This is a genomic window from Pseudoalteromonas sp. OF7H-1 (assembly GCF_022347825.1).
In the GTDB taxonomy this organism is placed as follows: domain Bacteria; phylum Pseudomonadota; class Gammaproteobacteria; order Enterobacterales; family Alteromonadaceae; genus Pseudoalteromonas; species Pseudoalteromonas maricaloris.
This window is the reverse complement of record NZ_JAKRFX010000008.1, coordinates 143450-165085: the sequence shown is the minus strand read 5'-3', so window position 1 is coordinate 165085 and position 21636 is coordinate 143450. Positions and strand designations below refer to the sequence as shown.

21 protein-coding genes are annotated in these 21636 nt (G+C 42.4%); 10 read left to right on the top strand and 11 right to left on the bottom strand.

What is annotated here, in order from left to right; genetic code table 11:
* Positions 1–84 precede the first annotated feature (84 nt).
* Genes MHN30_RS12075 through MHN30_RS12060 form a run of 4 tightly spaced genes read right to left on the bottom strand, consistent with a single transcriptional unit; the run spans position 85 to position 3212 of the window.
* Positions 85–1338: an ATP-binding protein gene (locus MHN30_RS12075; RefSeq protein ID WP_069021565.1), complete on the bottom strand. Its 1254-nt coding sequence runs from the start codon at positions 1336–1338 to the stop codon at positions 85–87.
* Positions 1338–2030 (bottom strand): response regulator transcription factor, encoded by a 693-nt coding sequence (locus MHN30_RS12070; protein WP_239359785.1) that lies wholly within the window; start codon positions 2028–2030, stop codon positions 1338–1340. Before MHN30_RS12070 ends, MHN30_RS12075 begins: the two co-directional genes overlap by 1 nt.
* Positions 2031–2038: 8 nt before the next feature.
* Complete coding sequence (locus MHN30_RS12065) at positions 2039–2410, bottom strand: DUF3019 domain-containing protein (RefSeq protein ID WP_239359784.1); 372 nt, start codon at positions 2408–2410, stop codon at positions 2039–2041.
* A gap of 10 nt (positions 2411–2420) precedes the next feature.
* Positions 2421–3212: a MipA/OmpV family protein gene (locus MHN30_RS12060; RefSeq protein ID WP_039496253.1), complete on the bottom strand. Its 792-nt coding sequence runs from the start codon at positions 3210–3212 to the stop codon at positions 2421–2423.
* A 246-nt stretch (positions 3213–3458) separates the two neighbouring features.
* On the opposite strand from MHN30_RS12060, the gene MHN30_RS12055 reads away from it, so the two are divergent.
* Positions 3459–4616, top strand: a complete 1158-nt coding sequence (locus tag MHN30_RS12055; protein ID WP_239359783.1) for a serine hydrolase domain-containing protein — start codon at positions 3459–3461, stop codon at positions 4614–4616.
* A 46-nt stretch (positions 4617–4662) separates the two neighbouring features.
* Here MHN30_RS12055 and MHN30_RS12050 read toward each other — a convergent pair whose 3' ends face one another.
* A complete protein-coding gene (locus tag MHN30_RS12050; protein WP_239359781.1) occupies positions 4663–7698 on the bottom strand; it encodes a TonB-dependent receptor in 3036 nt (1011 codons plus the stop codon).
* Between the two features lie 339 nt (positions 7699–8037).
* On the opposite strand from MHN30_RS12050, the gene MHN30_RS12045 reads away from it, so the two are divergent.
* From MHN30_RS12045 to MHN30_RS12035, 3 genes are all read left to right on the top strand, one after another.
* On the top strand, positions 8038–10107 hold the full coding sequence (locus MHN30_RS12045; protein WP_130165709.1) for a winged helix-turn-helix domain-containing protein: 2070 nt from the start codon (positions 8038–8040) through the stop codon (positions 10105–10107).
* A gap of 119 nt (positions 10108–10226) precedes the next feature.
* The gene (locus MHN30_RS12040) at positions 10227–10700 is read left to right on the top strand and encodes a peroxiredoxin (protein WP_239359779.1); all 474 of its coding nucleotides are present in this window, start codon (positions 10227–10229) and stop codon (positions 10698–10700) included.
* 154 nt (positions 10701–10854) lie between these two features.
* Positions 10855–11682, top strand: a complete 828-nt coding sequence (locus MHN30_RS12035; protein ID WP_239359777.1) for a phytanoyl-CoA dioxygenase family protein — start codon at positions 10855–10857, stop codon at positions 11680–11682.
* A 59-nt stretch (positions 11683–11741) separates the two neighbouring features.
* On the opposite strand, the gene MHN30_RS12030 is transcribed toward MHN30_RS12035, so the two are convergent.
* The 5 genes from MHN30_RS12030 to MHN30_RS12010 form a co-directional block, all read right to left on the bottom strand.
* Positions 11742–12149, bottom strand: coding sequence for a hypothetical protein (locus MHN30_RS12030; protein WP_239359775.1), 408 nt, complete (start codon positions 12147–12149; stop codon positions 11742–11744).
* Between the two features lie 12 nt (positions 12150–12161).
* Complete coding sequence (locus tag MHN30_RS12025; protein WP_239359773.1) at positions 12162–12578, bottom strand: hypothetical protein; 417 nt, start codon at positions 12576–12578, stop codon at positions 12162–12164.
* A gap of 47 nt (positions 12579–12625) precedes the next feature.
* Positions 12626–13036: a hypothetical protein gene (locus tag MHN30_RS12020; protein ID WP_239359771.1), complete on the bottom strand. Its 411-nt coding sequence runs from the start codon at positions 13034–13036 to the stop codon at positions 12626–12628.
* 308 nt (positions 13037–13344) lie between these two features.
* Positions 13345–13785, bottom strand: a complete 441-nt coding sequence (locus tag MHN30_RS12015) for a GNAT family N-acetyltransferase (protein ID WP_130165910.1) — start codon at positions 13783–13785, stop codon at positions 13345–13347.
* Positions 13786–13949: 164 nt separating this feature from the next.
* Positions 13950–16694, bottom strand: a complete 2745-nt coding sequence (locus tag MHN30_RS12010; RefSeq protein WP_239359769.1) for a methyl-accepting chemotaxis protein — start codon at positions 16692–16694, stop codon at positions 13950–13952.
* Between the two features lie 197 nt (positions 16695–16891).
* Here MHN30_RS12010 and MHN30_RS12005 point away from each other — a divergent pair, with 197 nt between their 5' ends.
* On the top strand, positions 16892–17617 hold the full coding sequence (locus MHN30_RS12005) for a YebC/PmpR family DNA-binding transcriptional regulator (RefSeq protein WP_010375669.1): 726 nt from the start codon (positions 16892–16894) through the stop codon (positions 17615–17617).
* Between the two features lie 60 nt (positions 17618–17677).
* Here MHN30_RS12005 and MHN30_RS12000 read toward each other — a convergent pair whose 3' ends face one another.
* The gene (locus MHN30_RS12000) at positions 17678–18496 is read right to left on the bottom strand and encodes a hypothetical protein (RefSeq protein ID WP_239359767.1); all 819 of its coding nucleotides are present in this window, start codon (positions 18494–18496) and stop codon (positions 17678–17680) included.
* Between the two features lie 171 nt (positions 18497–18667).
* Here MHN30_RS12000 and MHN30_RS11995 point away from each other — a divergent pair, with 171 nt between their 5' ends.
* The 5 genes from MHN30_RS11995 to MHN30_RS11975 all read left to right on the top strand — a co-directional run bounded on the left by MHN30_RS11995 (position 18668) and on the right by MHN30_RS11975 (position 21623).
* Positions 18668–19594, top strand: coding sequence for a hypothetical protein (locus tag MHN30_RS11995; protein WP_130165715.1), 927 nt, complete (start codon positions 18668–18670; stop codon positions 19592–19594).
* Between the two features lie 132 nt (positions 19595–19726).
* Positions 19727–20188, top strand: coding sequence for a GNAT family N-acetyltransferase (locus tag MHN30_RS11990; RefSeq protein WP_130165716.1), 462 nt, complete (start codon positions 19727–19729; stop codon positions 20186–20188).
* Positions 20178–20549, top strand: coding sequence for an SH3 domain-containing protein (locus MHN30_RS11985; protein WP_069021588.1), 372 nt, complete (start codon positions 20178–20180; stop codon positions 20547–20549). The genes MHN30_RS11990 and MHN30_RS11985 overlap by 11 nt, the downstream gene beginning before the upstream one ends.
* Positions 20550–21120: 571 nt before the next feature.
* Complete coding sequence (locus MHN30_RS11980; RefSeq protein ID WP_010375679.1) at positions 21121–21342, top strand: calmodulin; 222 nt, start codon at positions 21121–21123, stop codon at positions 21340–21342.
* A gap of 59 nt (positions 21343–21401) precedes the next feature.
* Complete coding sequence (locus MHN30_RS11975) at positions 21402–21623, top strand: calmodulin (RefSeq protein ID WP_010375680.1); 222 nt, start codon at positions 21402–21404, stop codon at positions 21621–21623.
* Positions 21624–21636: the final 13 nt, after the last annotated feature.

Below are 21636 nucleotides of genomic sequence, written 5' to 3'. Positions count from 1 at the left end.
CCCTTTGAATATTAGGTTGTTGTACACTGTTTCGTTGCCAAGCGGTGAACTGTAGCACTGCTTACCACAGCTTCAGAGTTAACGTTACTTTTGCTGAGTCTGTATCAGCGAAACAGTGATTTTGGCCCCGCCCAGCGCGGGGCTTTTTTGAATTACAATGGTACCGCCAAAACGAGTGACTATACGTTGCACAAAGGCCAAGCCAATACCATACCCTGATTGTGATTGAGAACCGTCGCGATAAAATGGTAGTAGCACTTTGTCTCGAACCTCGTTACTTATACCTATCCCGTCGTCTTCAATAATAAGCTTAACCTTGTCATTATCGACTCGGGTTTCTAGTGATATTTTAGCGTTGGCATATTTTATCGCGTTAGATAGTAAGTTATTGATTAACATGCGTAAGTACTGACCTTCACCGATTATCCAGCAAGGTTTTGACGACAGTTTTAGTGTTAAGTCATGATGGTGGGCGTTATTGGCTAACAGGCGAGCCATCGCATTCAAGTCAACAGGCTGAAGTTCCACGTCGTCAAGGCGGTGCTGCAATCTTGCGTAATCTAAAATAGCATCAATCACTTGCTCCATTTCATCAAGGTTTTGGTTAATCCTATTTTCGTACTGTGCCCGCAGCTCATCATCATGAGTTTCAACCAGTGTGTCTAGCCCCATTCTTACCCTTGCAAGTGGCGTACGTAATTCATGAGAAAGTCCGCTGCTTAATAGCTTCATGTCAGTCATTAACCCGGCTATTTGTCGTGCCATTTGATTAAACGCTTGCTCAATATCCTTTAAGTACCATACCGTACCGACTTGCACGCGGGCGTTGAGTTCGCCCTTACCCAGCTGATGTGCGGCATTTTTGAGCTTTAACAGCCTAGCAATAAATGGGGTTAAAAAGGCGACGACAACAACGATAACGATAGCGTAAAATAACAAGGTCATGAGCAGACCATATTTAGTCTGCAATTGCTTCTGCATTGTTAAAATATAGACATTTTCTTGGCTTATAAGTATGCAAGCACTTACTGAGGATTCGCTTTCGAGATAAATAAATCGCTGTTGAGAGAGTTTGCGGCTTAAGCTCACAGGGAGTGGATAGTCGGCTCTTGGTACAAGTTGAGCGGTTAGTGTTTGGTGCAGTGGGATCGCAATAATTTGTGATTCAGGTATGTTGTCTTTAGCCATTGCGGCAATAATTGGTGCGGTTGTGCTAAGTGGATCGTAGTGGGCTTCATTATTCTCTGAGGATGAGGCGATAAGCGTGTCAAATATCAGACCTGTGATAACGCTTGCGAGCGTTAAGATGGTAAGCAAAGCAAACACGAAGCGCCACATTACCACACGTCCTTCGCCAACTGATATCCTTTACCCCATACCGTCTTTATTTTAAATGGGTTTTGGCCATCATCACCTAGCTTCTTTCTCAGTCGCGAAACACGCAAATCTATAGAGCGGTCAAACCCATCATAATCAAATCCTCTGAGTGCTTTAGTAAGCTCATCTCGGGTAACAATTTTTCCGGCTTTACTGGCAAGTACACAAAGCGCATCAAACTCATTGCTGGATAAGTTAACGGGCTGCCCAGCAAGAGTAACACTTCTGTCTTCTTTATTGATATAGAGAGCGCCAAACTCAAGTGTTTGTTTGGGAAAGGTATCTTGAGGATGATGGCGCCTTAATAGCGCTTTTATGCGAGTTTCTAATAACCGGCCTCTTACTGGCTTTTTGAGATAGTCGTCAGCACCCATCTCTAAACCGATAATTTCATCAATTTCCTCATCCCTTGCTGTTAGCATTAATATTGGGATGCTTAGCGACTGACGAAGTTGCTTGCAGACTTCAAAGCCATCTAAACTTGGCAGCATACCGTCTAAAATCACCAAATCGGGAGGACAGGCTAAAACGTGCTCCAGCCCGTCTTGACCATCATGATATATCCCCACTGAAAATCCCTTGGTAGAGAGGTAATCACTCAGCCACTGGGCCAATTCTTTATCGTCTTCTATTAGGACTAACTCGGCTACCACAACTACTCCTAGAAAAGTCGCCAACGCACGGCGTTACTTTTTTGTTGTTTAAACACCCAAGCATATTGCAGCGCATAGCTTGCGAGAATATCCTTGTTATCTTCTAAGGTAATGAGCAAATCGTTCTCAACTAAAATCTCGCCTTGCCAACTCGCGGTTTTTTGCTGCTGCCAACAAACCAGCTCTTTTTCATCGGCATGGAGACAAAAGTTACCGGCCACAGAGGTTTGCCAGGTCACTGAGAGGTCGATAAAACATTGCTGACCTTGTTCGAGCGCAACACATTGCCCTGGTTTTACGGTCCATACGGGGACGTTAATTTCTTCTTTCGCTTGAGTTTGCATTGCGAGTAGGGCTAAGCCAAATAGTCGTTTTTTCATATTTAGCTCCTCAAAAAACGTAGCTAAGTGACAAGCCAATGCTTTCACCATGCTCAATTCTATCGTTAAAACTGACAATTGCTTTGGTGATAGGACTATCCATAATACCTGATGCATATTTGGTGTAGCTGACGTGGCCATCGACTATCCAATTTTCTGTTAAAGCGCGTGAAAACCCGAGCTTTACCCCAAGATTAGCCCCGCCTTTGGCATCGTAACCTTTAAATGGTGCGCCACCGTAGTAATAATCTAACATGGCCGAGTTTCGGTATTGTGCACCGACTGCGCTATAAAAGTGCCAGTTTTTGTATTGCCAGGGTTTAGAGATCCATAATGAAGCGTAGCTACCATCTGAATAATCTGAGTTAATCACTTTTGGTGCAACAATAGCTCTAATTTGTAAGCCAAATACATCCCCTGTCGCTCTTACCCCAAGATAAGACGAAGTGTTTAGCTCATAGCGAGTCCCGCCAAAACGGTAATTTATTCGCCCATGAGCGGTTGAGAGTAGGGCATCAAATTCCCAATTTTCTGTTTCATAAAACTGATAACCGAGTGCAAGTGCTGGGTCAAACTTCTCAGCGCGGCCCGGAAACTCGACAAATAGACCATTACTAAAATAGTAGGCGCCATGTACAGTGGGCGAAAACGAGGTCTCGGCATTATTGTAAATATCGCTGTTGTAATTTATCCCATAACCAATGGCCAAATAGCCGTGACCCTCTTTTTTTGCGTTAGTGCTTTTGGCCTGCGCTGCACTTGCGGCCATAAGCACGGCTGCAATCAATAAATGTGTTTTCATAGCAATTTCTATTAGTTATTAATTTGCTAGTTACTGTAGTGAGTGTAAGCGAGTATAGCTGTATCGACTTTCTGCAAGTTGTATCGAATTGTATCCAGCTTGTTCTGGCTTTCCATAATGGTCTGACATTATGCCTGAAAATAAAGGAAGTCGTTACTGTTTGATACATTTTGAAAAAGTCAGAGACAGCATGGCGTGCATACCTTAGTTATTGTTTTATCACTTAAACGAAACGAGGTATTTCTCATGAGAACACTAAAACTGGTCACATTATTGTGTGGTGGTCTGTCGTTATTTGGTTGTAATGATGGCCCATCGACGTCTAACCCTAAACCGAGCTCTGTCTCTCCTCCCGTAGCCGAAGTTGATTTTCAAGCGATGCTCGAACAAAGTGTTGAAGCGGGTATCCCTGGTATTGTGCTTTATATTGACTCGCCTACGCTTCAATTTTATGGTGCGGCCGGGTTAGCAGATAAAGAAAACACGATACCCATGACCACGGACGCTAGGATCCCAAATGGCAGTGCGGGGAAAAAAGTAACAGCGCTCTTAATGGCGATGTTGCATGAACAACAGTTATTAGATCTAGATGCACCGATAAGTGATTATTTGTCTGACGAACTTTTACAACAGATAGAAAACAGTGACGAAATGTATGTTCGGCAGTTACTCAATCATACGGCTGGATTATATGATTATCTCAATGATGCTAACGGTGAATTTTTTGCTGCAGTATTACAACAGCCAGACTTAATAAAAACGGATAGCTTTGCACTGCAGTTTGCCCTCAATCAAGAAGCCAATTTCAAACCCGGAGCTGCGTGGAAATATTCTAATACCGGGTATTTATTGGCGGGCCTAATTATGGATAAAGTTTTGGGGGAGCATCACTCAAAGGCGATGCGTGAGTATATCTTTGAACCATTTGGCTTAAGTAGTATGAGTTATGGAGGAATCGAAAAGGCGTTTGGTGAAATTGCATCAGGGTACTTTGTTGATGATGAGGGCAATGAAATTAATACGCAACCTTACTATGCCAATATTGGTGTGGCTGATGCACCGATTGTATCGACGGCTAAGGACCTTGGTGACTTATTTAAAATCATGATAACGAGCCCAGATATTCCCGCTAAGGTGCGTGAGCAATTGCTAGGCGAATCTGTATGGGTGGATACTGATGTCATCGGACAGCAATACAGCATGGGTATCTTTAGCGAGCACGTCGGAAATAAACCGGTTTATCATCATAACGGTGCTGAGATTGGGTACGCGACGTTAAATTGGTATCTGCCGTCAGAAAACATGGTTATGAGCGCAATTATTAATTGCCAAGGCTACAATCAATGCAATACAGAGATTGATAAAATCTCAGATAAGTTACGCGATACACTTTTTGGTTTGTAAAGATAAGGGGCTACTCAGTGGTAGCCCCTCAAGTCAATGCTGAAGTCTAAAACTGGTATTTTGCTCCAATAAACGCAAAACGTCCTACACCTGAGCCATAGGCACTATCAAAGTTACCTGAGCCGCCGACGATAAACGGACCTTTTTCATCAAATAGGTTATTCACACCACCATAAACAGAGAGAGTGCGGTTATCGCCTAGCTCCATGCTGTAGTTTACCGTTAAACTATGAGTAGTAACTGATGGCAGCGCACCTTGCCAGAGCGGCTCTGGATCTGCGATACAGCTTGTCTCACCAGCTGTACAGCGTTCGTTATTTTTGGCGATTGCAGCTTGCCAGTCTTCATATCTCGAACGGCTGGCTTCCACTGCGCCTTTATATTTTGTGCTCCAGCGTACACGCCAATCATTCTTATACCAAGTCAGTGAAATAGCGCCTTTGTCTTCGAAAATATCTTCGTTTAAATAGCCTTCATAAAGGTCTTCGTATTGCCCGTCAGGCCCCGTACTGGTGATTGAGTATTCGATCACGTGTGTCCAATCGGCTTTCACCTTAAAGCTACCGTAATCGCTAGCGTCATACACATATTCTAGTGCGATATCGTAACCTTTAGTGCGGATCTCATCCGTGTTGATGACACGTTGATTGACTTCATAAATCTGCCCTTCTTCATCGCGTTTAATATCACGACAAAACTCGTTATTGTCACCGAATTCCATAGACGAAGCGTAACAGAACTTAATGATGTCTTCGTTAGCAAGTGAGCTTACCGCATCATCAATTTGAATATCGTAGTAATCTAGCGCAATTCTAAAATCCGGCGCAAAGGAAGGCGCTAAAGATAAACCAATGGTGATGGTATCTGCGGTTTCCTCAAACAGCTCGCTATTTCCTGAGTTGGGTGAGTAGCCGTTATTTTCGTCTTCAAAAGTACCTTCAGCGGCGATAGCGGCTTGTATTCCCGCATCTTTACGGCAATTGTCGTGGCCTGCATCTGTTGATGTCGCGGTAACACCATCACAGATATCATCAAAGCTATCATAGTCACCACGAGGTGGTGACATAAGTTCGGTGATTGTCGGTGCTCTCATGGCTCGAGCCCAGTTTGCACGAATGGAATAACCTTCGATTGGCTCATAAATAAAGCCAGCCTTGTAACTTTGGATTAATCCCGTATTTGCCCAGCTGTAATCTGCGATACGAGCAGAGACCTCGGCGCTAAGCGATTTTGCCATTGGCGCGTCTTTTAATAGCGGTAACGATAATTCACCGAAGATTTCACGAACACTTACATCGCCTTCAAATGTGGGCACATAGTTAAACGTGACGCCACCATTTGGCACGTTGGTCGATACGCTCTGTGTATCTTTTCTGTATTCAAAACCAAAAGCTGAAGCAACGGCGCCTGCTGGGAGTTCAAATAAATCACCAGTAACAAATCCAGATACCGTTACCTGATCAATATCCGTTGTAATGGAAGGATTGGCGCGAATATAGTCTGCCGCCTCAGGTGTGATTGAGCCTTCACCGAATAAATTAATTGGTACACAGCCTTGGCTACGTGCTTGCTCGTCTTTACACTGAATCGTACCATCAGCAAGGCGCTCAGCATTTAGCGCCTGTTTAACTCGCGCAACGTAGATTTCGTTACTGCGGGTTTGTTCTTGCTTAAATTTGCCGTAGCCAACAGAAACATCCCACTCCCAGTCATCCCAAATATAACCGCGTAGACCGCCCCATGTTCTGATTGTTGTTCTTTCATTACTATTCACTATGTTACCGACCTCTGTGAATAGTCGATCCCAGGTCACACCTTTTGAGCTTGCCTCAGCTCGAATTGGTTCTGGCATATATGGATTATCATAAGGAATACGGCCCATACAGTCTGAGCCAAATTGATTACTGTTTGGGTCATAGGTCACAATTGCGTCGCACTCGTCTTCGCTTTCAGGCGACTTTACATTGCGAGAGGTGTTGCGGCTGTACTGCAATTGAAAGTAAGCTTCTGTACCTGAGTCAAACTCATACTCTGTTTTTACTGCCGCTGAGAGGTCTTTGTCAGGCACCTTTAACATTGTAAATTGCTCAAAGTCGATGCCGTGAAGCTCTTCTTGCCAATCATCCCTTAAAGTTGTGCCGTCATACCAAAAGCCAGAATCAGGTTTAAAGCTACTTGATTCGTTAAATACACCACCTGGAATTGAATCGCTTAAACTTGTCCACTGGGATTTATCAATATCTCTCATGCAGTGATAGGCACTTTTTGTATCAGGGTCGTAGTTGGCAGTGAGCATCACGTTGCACATACGGTCGGTATCGTAGTCCCAGCTATTTTGTTGCTGTGCACGCTTTCTATCCCAGTAGCTTAGTCCTTTTTCTTCGTCGTAAGTAGCACTGACAAATAAGTAGCCTTTACCATTATCGTAAGTCGTACCGTAATCAGCATTTACCGTATATTCACGAGCGCCGCCTTCGGTACTTTCACCACCACGAGCACTAAATGTAGCCCCTTCTTGATCTTGCTGAGTTATGATGTTCACAACACCTGCAACTGCATCGGAGCCATAAGCCGCTGACGCACCACCGGTAATGATTTCAACTCGCTCAACCATACCTTTGGGGATGGTTGATAGGCTTACATAGTTGCCTGAATAACTGTTAGAAACTACTCGTCTACCATCAATCAAAGTTAATGTTCTGCTTTCGCCTAATTCGCGTAAGTCGATAGTTGAAAGCCCGGTATTTTGAACACTGCTTTGCGAGTTACCATTGCCTGTACCCTCACTGACCTGAGGCATTTCTTCAAAAAGAATATCTGAAAGCGAACCGAAGCCTGCATCATTGAGAGACTCAGCCCCCATAGTGGCGATAGGAGTAGGTACCGAAAAGCTATCACGCTTGATACGAGAACCGGTGATGACGATTTTTTCTAGTGCTTTATCTTCACCTTGCGTTTTAACTACCGAACTACTTTGTTCAACTTGTTGACGGTCGATTTGTTGCTCTTCTGCAGTTGCTGTATTGCTACATGCGAGCGCAATAGACAGGGCGAGTAATTTAATATTATTGTTAGGTGACACGGGAGTCCCTCTTTTAATTTCTGATTGTTGTTTATTTATTAGATAGTTAGGGCTTGTTGAAAGAAGTACATACCTCATTGTTTTGACTAAGCAAAAAAGCACTGCACCTCATTTTAGCCATTGTGACTGTCACTATGATTCATGCAACGAATTGGACATCTATTCTTTGACGTTTTTAACTCTATTTAATATCTATTCTAAAATAAGCATATAATTCAATCTATTACGTGTTATTTTTTTGAGGTGTTGCATTGTTGCCATGATGCTTGTCGCGTTACTTTTGTCTTTTGGTCGCTAATTTAGGTATGATTTACAACGTATTTACCCATGGTTATAAAAATGCAGCACAGTGCGACTTATCAGTTATTAGATGTCAATATTGATCCGGTTGGGCATATTTTGTCCAGTGCCGGGCAGGAGTGTTGTGTCCAACCTAAATTTATCGAAGTGTTGACAGTATTGGCGCTTGCTTACCCAAGCGTGGTTACTCGAGAAGAAATCATTGAGCAGGTTTGGGGGGGGAACCTATTTGTTGGAGAGAAAGCGCTAACTAATGCAATTTGGCATCTTCGCAAAACTTTTAAAACCCTACTTGCAAGTAATGAGGAAGAAAGCAGCACCGCTGATTTTGAGGTGATCGAAACCATAAGAAAGTCTGGATATAGACTAAAAGCACAGCCAACCTTCGTCGATATCCAGGCTACTCCCAGTAAGCCAGGCGAGCAAAATTTGCCTTTTAAGCTCAAAGTGGCAGGGGGAGTCGCTACATTATTCATTCTACTGAGTGTTGTTATATATTTCTTTGTTGAACAGTCAAGCCATCAGCTCGAAAGTGTGACGGATTATCCTGGACGTGAGCTTTTTCCTAGTGTCTCCCCGAATGAGCAGCATCTAGCGTTTGCTTGGCGAAAGTTTGGCAGTCATGCAGGACTATATTTAAAAAATCTAAAACGTCCGGATGAACCTCTTGAAGTATTAGTCGATGGCCCTGGAAATGTGTCGGTATCCGTGTGGGGGCGAGATAATCGCACGCTCTTTTATATAGAGAAGCGCTCAGAAGCATGTACGATTAAGTCACTGGATATAGTGACCAAAACACAATCAGATATAGCTAGCTGTATTGCAGATACGACCACTACCTTAAGCTATTCAGCTGAAAAAAACCTCCTTGGATTTATCGCAAAGCAAAGCCCTATGGATCATCCAAAAGTAACCTTGCTAAATTTAAACGATAAAACAGCGACAGAGTTAGGCTGTGAGCTAGATTGTGACGGGAGTGGGCTTGAAAGTATTGCGCTTTCTCCCGATGCCAAGCAAATCGCGATTAGTCGCAACTTGCCGAACGGACTTGAAAATCTCTATTTGAAAAATCTGGATACCGGGAAGGAAGTTAAAATATTAAGTGGACATGATGACCTGCGAGGCGTGAGTTGGCATCCCAATGATGATTATTTGGTTGTATCAATGATTGAACATGGCGCACGTCGCGCGTATAAACTTTCACTTGAAGGTAAAGTATTGGGGACATTGCCGTTTGATGGGTTAAGTTACCCAAGCTTTAGTCAATCAGGGCGTTTATATTTTCATGACTGGAACATTAATACTTCTATTATGAAACTTGACCTTAACGCGCAGGTCACCAGTTCACCCTTTCCATTACTACAATCACAAACTAGTTTCCGTTATCCCAGCTATTCACCTGTGTCGGAGCGTTTACTCTTTGTGTCTAACCAATCAGGGTTTGATGAAGTTTGGGTGTCTAATTTGGAAGGTGACCAGCGAATACAACTGACAGAGCTTGGGTTACAAGCAATGCACCCTGCATGGTCACCTGATGGCACTAAAGTGATTTTTACCACAAAGTCACATCAAGGAAGCCAACTTCAACTTTTGGATATGGCCACTAAACAAGTAACGCAACTAAAAACTGGGCTAAAGTATCACGGTAAACCCAGTTGGTCTCAAGACGGTAGCTCAATTTATATTTCTGATGACAATAATGTATTTCGCATTTTTCTTGATTCAAAAACCGCTCCAGTGAAGTTAACTACTGGCACCACCGCACTTGAACATGAAGGGATGTTGTACGTATATAAAAGCGAGACACAAGAAATGTGGCGTATCGATTTGGCAACTGGGGTCGATACGCTGTTATTTGAAAATGCACACTTGGCTTCGAGTGCAAGCTGGTCAGTGTCCGATGCGGGACTTTACTATTTGTATGTTCGTCGTGGAGACTTCCGCATTAGTTATTTTGACTTTGCCAGTAAAGCGCATAAAGATATTATCCGAGTTCCAGAACGTAGCTTTAGCCGAAGTCGCGGGCTTGTATATATAGCAGAAAAACAGTGGCTGCTATTTACCGGTTACGAAATCCCACAAGTAGATATAAAACGAATCGAAATGTAGTCATGAGTCACAATTTCTCGACTATCATAACCACAGGTTTGGATAAGAAATTAGCTATCCCAAGCTCAGGTTATATAACAAACTCAAGGCAATTAGCCCTTAGATGAAGGATTTAAACAATGATTGAAGCTGGACAAAAATTACCACAAGCCGAGTTAAGCGAACTTACTTCAGACGGCATGGTTAATCACGAAGTGACAGCGTTGTTCGCTGGTAAGAAAGTAGTGCTTTTTGCGGTTCCTGGTGCCTTCACACCAACTTGCTCTGCGTCTCATTTACCCGGTTTTGTCGTGAATGCAGATAAATTTGCAGAAAAAGGTGTTGATATCATCGCATGTGTATCGGTAAACGATGCTTTTGTAATGAAAGCTTGGGGTGATGCACAAAATGCAGAAGCAATTATGATGCTTGGAGACGGCGATGCGAGCTTTACCAAAGCGCTAGGGCTTGAAATGGATACCGGTTCATTTGGCGGTGTACGTTCGCAGCGTTACGCTATGATTATTGAAGACGGCGTCGTGACAACACTCAATGTAGAACAACCTAAGCAATTTGAAGTTAGTAAAGCAGAAGCTATTTTAGGTGCTCTATGACTGTAAAATTCAATGACCTGAAGTTCAGGTAAATAATACCAGTTCGCTTTGAATGGCCTAAAGGTGCGCTTGTCTGAGCGAATTGGTATGAAAAAGAACGACTATTTTTAAGCCACTGATAAGAGGTGATAAATATGCACTCTGATTGGGCTAAATGCCTCTTAGCTTTTATAAAGCCGCATGGGGGTTAATTTATTTACTGGAATTTTCCGACAATGTCAGAGGTCAATATGTGATGGTAAAATCAGCCCATGAATTTGACGAGTGTGGCTACGTTATAAAACACAATTTTATACCGTCCGGCGAACTTAACAAAATAAAGCAAGTCGTTTTAGCGTTTCATCATGCGTGGCGGGCTGACAATAATGACTTTTATCAAAACAGAGCAGTAAATTCTGCCTACCTTACTGCACCAAAGTACCTAGGCGAACAGCAACGGCTTGTCCTTTTTCAATTCATTGCCTCTACTCCTCTGGTGTCTCTAGCCGCATCCATATTTTCGGGTGAGTTTAGGTTTATGAATACTCAGCTATTTTTTAACCCAGTGAACACCACTCAACTCAATTACTGGCACCGAGATCCGCAATACCATTTAACCATCGAAGAGCAAAAACAAGCGTTGTTGTCGGGACCCGAAGTGGTTCATTTTCGGTTAGCACTGGAAGATGAGCCCGGAATAGAATTGATACCAGGTACCCACAAGCGTTGGGACACAGTTCAAGAGTTAAATGTGAGGTTAGAACAGGCAGGGTATCGAAACCATGACAATTTGCCTAACAGTGAGGTCATAGCGCTAAAGGCAGGAGATCTTCTTGTATTTTCAGCCAATATGATACATCGAGGTGTGTATGGAAAAAATCGTTTAGCATTGGATGTGTTGCTATGTGAGAAACGCCCAGAACTAACGACTTTTGTGAGAAATGATTGCCTGCCAAATAGTATGCTGCTTGCTGAAGTTGATTACCCCAATTTATTTTCTTAGTTTGGCAAATAAAAATGAAGCTTTACATGAATGCAAAGCTTCATTTTTATCCACTGACGCTATCTAGAACGATTTCCAGTTCCATACAAAGCTTGTGCGCATTCGTTAGTGTCTTTCCAAGTTCCATCTTTGTATAAAACTCGGGTTACGCAAGCTCTAGCATCTCTGAAACTACTCAAGTCTCTACCGTTATCTTTAAACTGACAGTATTGTGTTGTACCACAATCCCAAACGCCTGTAGCGGACGCACTGTAATTCCATCGAACCTGCTCAATCGGTTTTGTCGATTGAAAACGGAAGCTTACAGTAGGCTTTGGTGACATAACATCATGAGTTACACACATATCTTGCCACTCTTGTGGGGTACTCGTAGGGCTAATTACGCATTGTACACTTTCTGAGCTTGAGGCGTGGCCTGAAAAGACAGAAGTCGTGAGAAATACCAAGGCTGATATTGAAAATTTCATACGCGTAGCCCCTTAGAATGGATTGCTAGGTTGTTTCGAGTAATGCCCTGTGGCACAGTGTTTGGTATTTTCCCATGTACCGTCTTTGTAAAGCACTCTCGTCACACAAGCGGATGCGTCATAAAATACATCATGGTTTTGTCTGCCATCATCACGAAAGCTACAGTATGAACCACTCCTACATTCCCAGCTCCCTGAAGCTGATGCACTATATGACCAAACGACATCTGCCACATCTTTATCTGCTACAAATCTAAAGGCGACAGAAGGACGATCTGTATTAGTCATCGCAGAGCAGAAGTCGGGCTCAAAAAACTGTTGTGTACTGGTTCCGCCAATTAAACACTCGACGTGTGCTGCTTCAGCTTGTTGTGAGTATGCGGTTGCAGCGATTACAAGTAGTGCGCTTGAAATTATTGCTTTCTTCATTTTTATATTCCTTATAATTAAAATTATTATTGGTTTGTTGATGAGTTTTAGAATCTAGGACCTAAGCTATAAATCGCCGTTGCGCATTCGTTCATACTTTTCCATGTGCCATCTTTGTAAATTACTCTTTTTACACAGGCCGTAGCATCGCGAAAAGATGGTTTATCTTCTCCATCGTCATAAAAAACACACTCTGTGCGGTGTGGATCACAATCCCATCTTCCAGATAATTGTGTGCTGAATTGCCAAGTCACATGCTCTATAGGTTTGGATGGTTCAAATTGGAAACTTACGTAGGGTCTCGAGGACGTTACGCTTTGGCTTTCACAAAAATCGGGCGTCATTTCCTGAGGGGTGCTAGTAGGGCTTACATCGCACAGCACTTGATCTGCTAGTGCATTAGTCGAACAAATCGCTAATCCGAATAGAGCGGAAGTAAGTAATAACTGTTTTATCATTTTTTCTTTCCTTGTCCTTGTCTTGTTACATTTATTTTATTTTGTGTGTGAATGTCAATTTAACTTTAACTTTAAGGTTTTTGTTAAAGTGTTTTTGTACTGAAAAATTCAACATTTTGAGGTTGAAAAATATACTTTTTTTGGAGAGGAAGTATTTTTGTTGTGCTTTTTTTTGAAATAGTAAATGATTGTAAATGGTATGGCTTTTTCTTGTATCCCTACTTCTAAGTGTTGAAGGCATTAACTAATAATAAATTTGAGATTCAATAGGAGGTAAAATAGGCCCATACTTCGGGCCCATATGTAAGCTAAATGGATTTACAAAGTCGCATTCGCAGGATTGGAAAAGGTTTTCCCATATCGTCAGTTGGTGAGCGTTCATATACCTTAAAACCTTTTGCTTCATAAAAGCCGACGGCTTCTGGGTTTTGCTCATTGACATCAACAAACTGCACATTTTGTGTTTCAAGCGCAAAGTGAAGCAGCTCAGTTCCGACACCTTGTCCTCTGCATTTCGCCAGTACAAACAACATCTCGATCTTTCGGTCATGTACACCAATAAAACCGACAATATTCGCATCGCTATTTTTTACACAGTGCAGCGTAACGTTTGGAAACGCCTGTTCAATAATAATAGGTTTAAAATAAGCGATATCCGCCTCAGTGATAAAATCATGAGTGGCTCGCACAGAGTCTTCCCAAACAGCCAGTAGTTCTTGGTGATCGCTTGGTGTAACTGGACTTATCATCATTTTTCCTTTTGTCTAATAAAACAGTCCAAATGGGTAAAGCGATAAACAAAAGGAAGATTGGCCAGCCGGACGAGCTTAACATACCCGATGCATTAAGGGTACAACGGGTATATTCAGATAAACTACTTGTATGTGGTTGTATAGATAGTGCGCGCCCTTAACTATTCATCTAGTTGAAAAAATGCAACTTGATCGGTAAGTAGTTTGGCTTGATTTTCCATATTTCTACCTGAACGAGATGTTGTTTCAACCAGAGTAACGTTCTGCTGAGTAATATTATCCATTTGCGCGATGGTGGTGGAAACCGCAGCTATCCCTTCAGCTTGCTCTTTCCCCGCGTTATCTATATCGGCCACCATTTTGCTCACCTCGGCAATTGATTGCATTAGCTCATCGAAAGTCGTGCCAGACTCGTATACAAGTTTGCTGCCTTGCGCCACAGCATCAACGCTATTTTTGATCAGTGCTTTGATTTCACGTGCCGCTGATGCACTACGTTGAGCAAGGTTTCTCACCTCTCCGGCAACCACGGCAAATCCGCGTCCAGCCTCACCAGCCCGGGCTGCTTCAACGGAAGCATTGAGTGCTAAGAGGTTGGTTTGGAAAGCGATTTCGTCAATGACACTGATAATGTCAGAGATTTTCGTGCTGTAAGATTCGATTTTACCCACTGCGGTAATGGCATCGTCAATCGATGCTTTACCTGAGTGTGCTTTTTCTCTAACAATAGTCGCTTTCTCTGCGGCATTGCTTGCGCTACTCGCATTCTTTTTAACCGTAGCGGTAAGCTCTTCCATAGTGGCGGCGGTTTCTTCTAAGCTCGCCGCTTGATTTTCAATGCGGCTATTGAGTTCTTCGTTGTTATTCGCGATTTGTTTAGCTACATCAAACACTTGCTCTGCACCGTTGTTTATGGTGTTAACTAAGTCGCTTAATTTATCGAATAAGCCGTTCATCGCTTGTTGCAGCACCGAGAACTCGCCACCTAAGTGGTGGGTGATCCTATGTCTTAAATCACCTTGTTCCATTGCTAAGATAGCATTTTTAATATGTTCAACCGCTTGTTTTTGTTCTGTGATATCTGTTGCATATTTAACGACTTTAAAGGGACGGCCTTGTTGATCGAGGATAGGGTTATAAGACGCTTGGATCCATACCTCTCGACCTTGTTTTGCCAATCTTAAGTATTGCCCTGAGTCGAACTCACCTCGGTTGAGCTTTTGCCAAAATTGCTGGTATTCAGAACTAGTGGCTTGTTCGTGTGTAGCAAAAATACGGTGATGTTTACCTTTGATTTCGTCAAGTGAGTACCCCATCGTATCTAGGAATGACTCATTGGCCCATAAAATAGTACCATCCATTGCAAACTCAATGACGGCTTGTGATTTACGAATGGCTTGAAGCTGACCATCAAAATCAGCAGCAGTGGCTTTTTGCTCGGTAATGTCCGTTGCGAACTTAACAACTTTTATCGGCTTGCCTTGCTCGTCTAAAATGGGGTTGTAGGTGGCACTAATCCAGATTGCTTTGCCACCTTTGCCGAAACGGTGAAACTCTCCGGATTCAAATTGGCCCTGTTTTAAACGCTGCCAGAATGCTTTGTATTCACTGCTTTGCGCGTAAAAGCTGTCGACGAACATGCTGTGATGCTTGCCAATGATTTCTTCTTTCTTGTAGCCCATGACAGACAGGAAGTTTTCATTTGCTTTTAAAATATTACCTTGCAAATCAAACTCGATAACGGCTTGCGAGCGATTGATGGCTTTGAGTTGTCCAGCAAAGTCGAAAGACGCCAGTTTTGCTTGGGTAATATCCGAGGCATATTTGACGATTTTGCCCAACTGGCCATTTTCGTCATAGATGGGAGTATAGGTTGCTTGGATCCACAGAGTGTTTCCTGATTTGGTTAGGCGTTTAAACTCACCTGATTGATGCTTTCCTTGTCGTAAAGCGTGCCAAAAGTCTTGATATTCGCTGCTCTCAGCGTCTTCTCGTGCCACAAAGAGTCGATGATGTTGACCTTGTATTTCACTTAATGTGTAACCAACCGCATTTAAAAATAGCCTGTTTGCAGTCTTTATATTGCCGTAAGGGTCAAACTCAATAACGGCTTGAGTTTGTTTGATGGCATTAACTTGACCTTGAAAGTCCGCAGCATTTGATTTTTGAGCGGTGATATCTGAGGCATATTTTACGACTTTGATAGGCCTATTCTGTTCATCAAAAATTGGATTATAAGTGGCTTGGATCCATATCGTTTTACCTGATTTTGTTTGCCTTGCGAATTCACCTTCAAAAAATTCGCCATTGTTTAGGCGTTGCCAAAATGCTTGATACTCCTCACTGGCTGCGTAGTCATTCTTAACAAACAGACTGTGATGCTTGCCTTGTATTTCCTCTAGGCTGTAACCCATAACAGACAAAAAGTTGTCATTCGCGCTTAGCACTTTACCGTGCATGTCGAACTCGATAATCGCAAAGGACGCTGATAAAGCTTGTAAATTTGCACTCATGTTGGCAATGGTTGTGAGGTAATCGCTAATGTCAGTCGCAATAACTAAAATTCTGCCTTCTTGAGTACGTGATAGCTCTAGTAACAACTTCTTCGGTTTGTGGTCATTCGCAGTATTGAGAGAGAGCGCTATCTTTACATGTGCTTGGTGCTCAAGTTGAGCGAGCCCACGCTTAAGTGCAGCGGCATCGGTTGAGGTGTGACATATAAAAGCGAGAGATTTCAGCTCGTAGGTAACTGGGTATCCGAGTAAGCGGGTAAAGGCTGGACTAACCTGAAAAATATCTGTTTGATAATCCACTTCTAAGTAAGGCGTAGTTGCCTTAAAGTGTTGAAATAGCGCTGTATCTTGTCCATCTTGCTTTTTTGCTTTTCCCAAGCCAAACGTGATCATATATAAGCCACCCGTAGCGGTAAATTTTAACAATATTAACTATAGTAAAGTTGCTTAGGTCCGCCACAAAATCGCCGCAAAACAAGCATATAATCGTGCGACGTAAAGCAAATTACCATCACGGATAATAAGGGTATAGCCGTAACTCAAATGTCTTGGTAAAATCTTCGCCAATTTTTATAAAAACGAGCATTAAGATGGGCAGAGCATTTGAAGTCCGCAAAAACGCCATGGCAAAAACGGCGGCGGCAAAAACAAAAGTAAACTCAAAATACGGAAAAGAGATTTACGTTGTTGCTAAAAATGGCGGCGCAGATCCTGAAACGAACTTGTCACTACGTCGTTTAATCGACAAGGCAAAGAAAGATCAAGTTCCTGCACACGTTATTGATAAAGCAATCGAAAAAGCGGCAGGCGGTGCAGGTGAAGATTACACGCCAGCGCGTTACGAGGGTTACGGTCCTGGCAACAGCATGATCATTGTTGACTGTTTAACAGACAACATGAACCGTACTATCAAAGATGTTCGCTTACCGTTTACCAAAACTGGTTCAAACTTAGGTAACCCAGGTTGTGTGGCGCATATGTTTGACCACTTTGCAATCTTAGGATTTGCAGGTGATGACGACGAGTCAGTTTTGGAAGCGCTAATGATGGCTGATGTTGATGTTACTGACGTAGAAGTTGAAGACGGCCAAGTTTCTGTTTTCGCACCTCACACTGAATACTTCAAGGCGAAAACTGCACTGACAGAAGCGTTTGAGGGGATCACGTTTGAGGTAGACGAAATCACTTGGGTGCCGCAAACTCACGTAGAAATTGAAGATCCAGAAGCAATCGAGACATTCGAAAAGCTAATCAATATGCTTGAAGATGTGGATGACGTACAAAACGTTTACCACAATGCGATTGTCAAAAGATAAGCCGCTTATCGATATAGCGCACAAATAGTTAAGGCCGACATAGTTCGGCCTTTTTATTGCCTATGCTTTACACCTCGCAACATTAGTTTTTATCATGGCAACAGGAAACAATAATAGTAGCGTTTGCGAGCCAATATAGATGACCCAATTAACGTGCCTTGCAATGGGAAAGTAGCCATCCCCTTGGTTTGCGAACAGCCAAAATTGACCGATAATAGCATCCGCTAGCATTGCTAGGATAAAGCCGCTGGCAACTGCGAAGTTGGCTTTTTCGTTGAATTTAACGTTTTGAATAATAAGCCAAAAGCCAAATACGCCGAGCAAGGTCACTAATAAGCTATAACTTGCGCTCAACAGCAGGGAGTATTGGCTTATCGTGGGTAGGTACATCGTTTGATAGCTAAGCGACGATAACGTAATAGACACCACAACCAATACGGTCGCGGTTGCTAATGTTAATGCAAATTCCCGCCTTAAAAACCGAATAAGCAGTCCAAGTAAAAGCCCATAACCAAGGGCAAAAAACCAAATGGAGTCGATCAAGTAGTCATGCTTTATGGTTTGATCTTGACGATGATAAAGCTCAAAGAGATTGAAGTTGACGATATCTCCGCAAGTACACAAGAGCAGAGCAATCCAACAGAGTTTTATATCTTTGTGCAAACTGCTCGGGCTAGTAGCCAAGCTTGTTTTACGAACATGCCACCCTAATCGCAACACAAGAAGTAGTGAGGCTGATGGTAAAATCCATTGAAATAAGGCCTGGTGACTTTGCCAGAGTAGGCTGCTGCCAAGCAAAGACGTCAAGGTCGCAACGCCAAGTAAAAGCAATGTGATAGGTTTATAGTGGACGGTTTGCAGTATATTATTCACAGTCATTCCTTGTTGGCAATTTTGGCAAGCTGTTTAGAGGCTCGTTTTTCACCTTATGCAAAGTGTAATAATTATCTGCGTAATTGCCTCTTGCTGTATCAATTTACAGTACAATCATTTACAGTATTTGTCTTGCAGATCTATTACATTGCTACTTTTTATAAGGGTAACTCTTTCATGTCTAATCTTAAACTCAATATAGCGCTTTCATGCTCAGTTCTTGCATTGGCTTTTTCTGGGTTTAATGTCATTCAAACCAAATTAGCAACCTCTCCTGTGGCAACGCACGTGTATCAGAGTTCTACTCAGCAGCCTCACTATAATGCAACTCAGTATACACAGGATGCTCAGACTTCAGCTGATGAGTCTGAACAAGTTGCTAAGTTAATGGCTCGGATCAATAAACTTGAAACGAGGTTACAGGCATTGTCGATGGAAAAGTCTGATTTACTTTCTGAGCAAGCACCGGATGAGTTTGAGTCTTTAATCTTCTCTTTGATAGAAAAGCGTGAGCAGCAGAAAATCGACGAGATGAAAGCAGAAAACCCGATTTATGGCTTCTATGAAGACTTACCCGAAGACTACGAAATGCGGATCAAAACCGATCCTGAGTACGCAAGCCAAGTTAGCAATGAGTTAAAACAGAAAATTCTAAATAGTAGTTTATCGGCTACGGAGCGCTTAGCCGCAATGAGTCAACTGCAAATGAACATGTTTATGCTAAATCGCAATGAATTAGAGCAATATGATTATCAAGCAGTAGAATCTATCCTCAATATGACGCATAACATGAGTGATGAAAAGTTGAGGCTACAGGCGCTTGAGCTTGTGTCGCGTACACCTATCGTTGATGAGCGTTTGTCACAGTCATTCGTGAAAATGCTAGAGCAAGAACCTAATGATTACGTGAAAAGTCTCGCAGCAGAAGGATTGATGTCACAGTACTTCCAGTCAGGCGCTGATCCAAAGCAGCAACAAAGGATCGCTCAAGATTTGCTGTCTCTCTACGAAAATGCATCGGACCCTAAGGTTAAAGCCATCCTCAAAAACTTGATGGGCGATGAGCGTATGCTAGAAGAGCTAAAACGCCAGTCTAATGGCTGACGCATATTAAGGCTAACTGAGTGAGGAGCTGAGCTTTACCAAACTTTAGTACTTTTACTAATAGTTGCACTTGAATGTTCAGCTTAATCCCCGGCTCTAGTTAATTAATACCGAAAATCAAGGAAATGATAAATGCAAATCGTTGCACTTGATGCGAGTGTTCCATCGCTTGATACATTAATAGCAGAAATCGATGCGCTGATGAATTCGCTATACCCTGCTGAAAGCAACCAGCTATCGGCATTGCAAGAGCTATGTTCACCTACTGCGCATTTTATTGGTATTATCCAGCATGACGAGATCATTGCTTGCGGCGCAATCGTCGAAAAGCATCATGATTGTCTCTATGGTGAGTTGAAAAGACTGTATGTAAAGCCAAACCATCGCGGTCTTGGTTTATCAAAAGCAATCTTGTCCGAGTTAATCGCTTTTGCAGATAATCGTCAATATCCACTGATACGGTTAGAAACCGGAGTTAAGCAACCAGAAGCCCTCAGGTTATATGCGCAGTTTGGTTTTATCGAAAGAAAAGAATTTGGTGATCACAGATCGGATCCGCTGTCTGTCTATATGGAGTTGAAACTTGGAAAATAAGCAGTTAGATATCGAATATCAAGTAATCAAGGAACATATCAATGAGTTTCCGACTCCCATCACGTTTAAACAAGGCGCCAGATTGGCCGTTGGTGAAGAATATGAGGGCGAAGAGGGGTGGGACAATTGGTTTTTCTGTGAAACTGAGGAGCAAGTGTCTGGTTGGGTACCTGCTCAAGTGTTTCGCTTAGTCAATCCCAAACAAGGTATCGCATTAATGGACTATACCGCTCAGGAACTATCGGTAGTTCAAGGTGAACGCTTATTGGGGCATAACCAACTCAATGGTTGGGTGTGGTGCTCAAGTAAAAAGTCAGAGCTGCAAGGTTGGGTACCGCTTCGTAATCTAACACCAATCTAGCGGGTGTTGCTTTTTAGCAACACTCCTCTCTTTTCTTTACTACTTTTTTAAAATACTTGTGTTTTTCGTCAGTTTCCCGCCCACTCAGTCACTTTTATAGCAATTTACCCAAGATGAAAGTTGGTTTTAATGTGTTTACTTTCAATGTGTTATATTTATTTTTTGATTTTTAGAAAATATAAGAAAAAATTTTCGATATTTTCATAAAAATTTTTCTGGCGGGTCTGCTCAATACCGAATGTGAATGATTGTCGCATGAAACTTAACCGCCTTGGGCTGCACTTACATCCTAATTTTTTAAGGTGTTGCTTTTATGCGACAGCTTAACCTATTGAAAATAAATAAATTTTAATTTTATCTCAAAATCACCTGTTGCTAAATGGCAACAATATCACTGAATCCATCCTTAATGAAAATTTACCTTTATTTTTAACCTATTGATTCTTAATTACTTTTAAACTTTGGCATCAAAGTTGGAATAGTTATCTCGAAAGCAAAAAACATTCGCTTCAACACAAACCAACGTAGAGAAGCAGAAACGACAAGTTTAGAAATATGAGAGGAACTGATTATGAAAACTTTAGCAATCGCACTATCAGCAGCTGTACTTTCTTTCGCATCAGTAGGTGCTCACGCAAACTCTGAGTTTGATAAATACGATGTTGATGGAGATGGCTACATCTCACTAGGCGAATCAAAAGCAAATCCAAATTTGATGGCGCAGTTTAAAGACCTTGACGCCGACCAAGACGGTCAATTAAGCCAGTCTGAGTTTGATAACTTTGAAGGCTAAGCACGAGCCGACGACATAATAGCAAAGTTTTAAATATACCCCAATTTAAGGAAAAGATTATGAAAAATGTATTAGCAGCACTATCAATCGCAGGTTTATCAATGGTTTCAGCGTCAGCACTCGCTGGTGATGACTTCGCAAAACTGGATACTGATGGCAACGGTTCAATCAGTGTAACAGAAGCGAGCGTAAGCGCGTCATTGAGCGAGCAGTTCGCGGATTTAGACGCTAATGCCGATGGCGAACTAAGCAAGTCAGAATACGCAAATTACGAAGGCTAATTTGGCACTGGAT

Coding starts and splice junctions, on each gene's coding strand:
- MHN30_RS12075 (WP_069021565.1), bottom strand. CDS start 1,338: ATGTGGCGCTTCGTGTTTGCTTTGCTTACCATCTTAACGCTCGCAAGC.
- MHN30_RS12065 (WP_239359784.1), bottom strand. CDS start 2,410: ATGAAAAAACGACTATTTGGCTTAGCCCTACTCGCAATGCAAACTCAA.
- MHN30_RS12060 (WP_039496253.1), bottom strand. CDS start 3,212: ATGAAAACACATTTATTGATTGCAGCCGTGCTTATGGCCGCAAGTGCA.
- MHN30_RS12055 (WP_239359783.1), top strand. CDS start 3,459: ATGAGAACACTAAAACTGGTCACATTATTGTGTGGTGGTCTGTCGTTA.
- MHN30_RS12045 (WP_130165709.1), top strand. CDS start 8,038: ATGCAGCACAGTGCGACTTATCAGTTATTAGATGTCAATATTGATCCG.
- MHN30_RS12040 (WP_239359779.1), top strand. CDS start 10,227: ATGATTGAAGCTGGACAAAAATTACCACAAGCCGAGTTAAGCGAACTT.
- MHN30_RS12035 (WP_239359777.1), top strand. CDS start 10,855: ATGCCTCTTAGCTTTTATAAAGCCGCATGGGGGTTAATTTATTTACTG.
- MHN30_RS12030 (WP_239359775.1), bottom strand. CDS start 12,149: ATGAAATTTTCAATATCAGCCTTGGTATTTCTCACGACTTCTGTCTTT.
- MHN30_RS12025 (WP_239359773.1), bottom strand. CDS start 12,578: ATGAAGAAAGCAATAATTTCAAGCGCACTACTTGTAATCGCTGCAACC.
- MHN30_RS12020 (WP_239359771.1), bottom strand. CDS start 13,036: ATGATAAAACAGTTATTACTTACTTCCGCTCTATTCGGATTAGCGATT.
- MHN30_RS12015 (WP_130165910.1), bottom strand. CDS start 13,785: ATGATAAGTCCAGTTACACCAAGCGATCACCAAGAACTACTGGCTGTT.
- MHN30_RS12010 (WP_239359769.1), bottom strand. CDS start 16,694: ATGATCACGTTTGGCTTGGGAAAAGCAAAAAAGCAAGATGGACAAGAT.
- MHN30_RS12005 (WP_010375669.1), top strand. CDS start 16,892: ATGGGCAGAGCATTTGAAGTCCGCAAAAACGCCATGGCAAAAACGGCG.
- MHN30_RS12000 (WP_239359767.1), bottom strand. CDS start 18,496: ATGACTGTGAATAATATACTGCAAACCGTCCACTATAAACCTATCACA.
- MHN30_RS11995 (WP_130165715.1), top strand. CDS start 18,668: ATGTCTAATCTTAAACTCAATATAGCGCTTTCATGCTCAGTTCTTGCA.
- MHN30_RS11990 (WP_130165716.1), top strand. CDS start 19,727: ATGCAAATCGTTGCACTTGATGCGAGTGTTCCATCGCTTGATACATTA.
- MHN30_RS11980 (WP_010375679.1), top strand. CDS start 21,121: ATGAAAACTTTAGCAATCGCACTATCAGCAGCTGTACTTTCTTTCGCA.
- MHN30_RS11975 (WP_010375680.1), top strand. CDS start 21,402: ATGAAAAATGTATTAGCAGCACTATCAATCGCAGGTTTATCAATGGTT.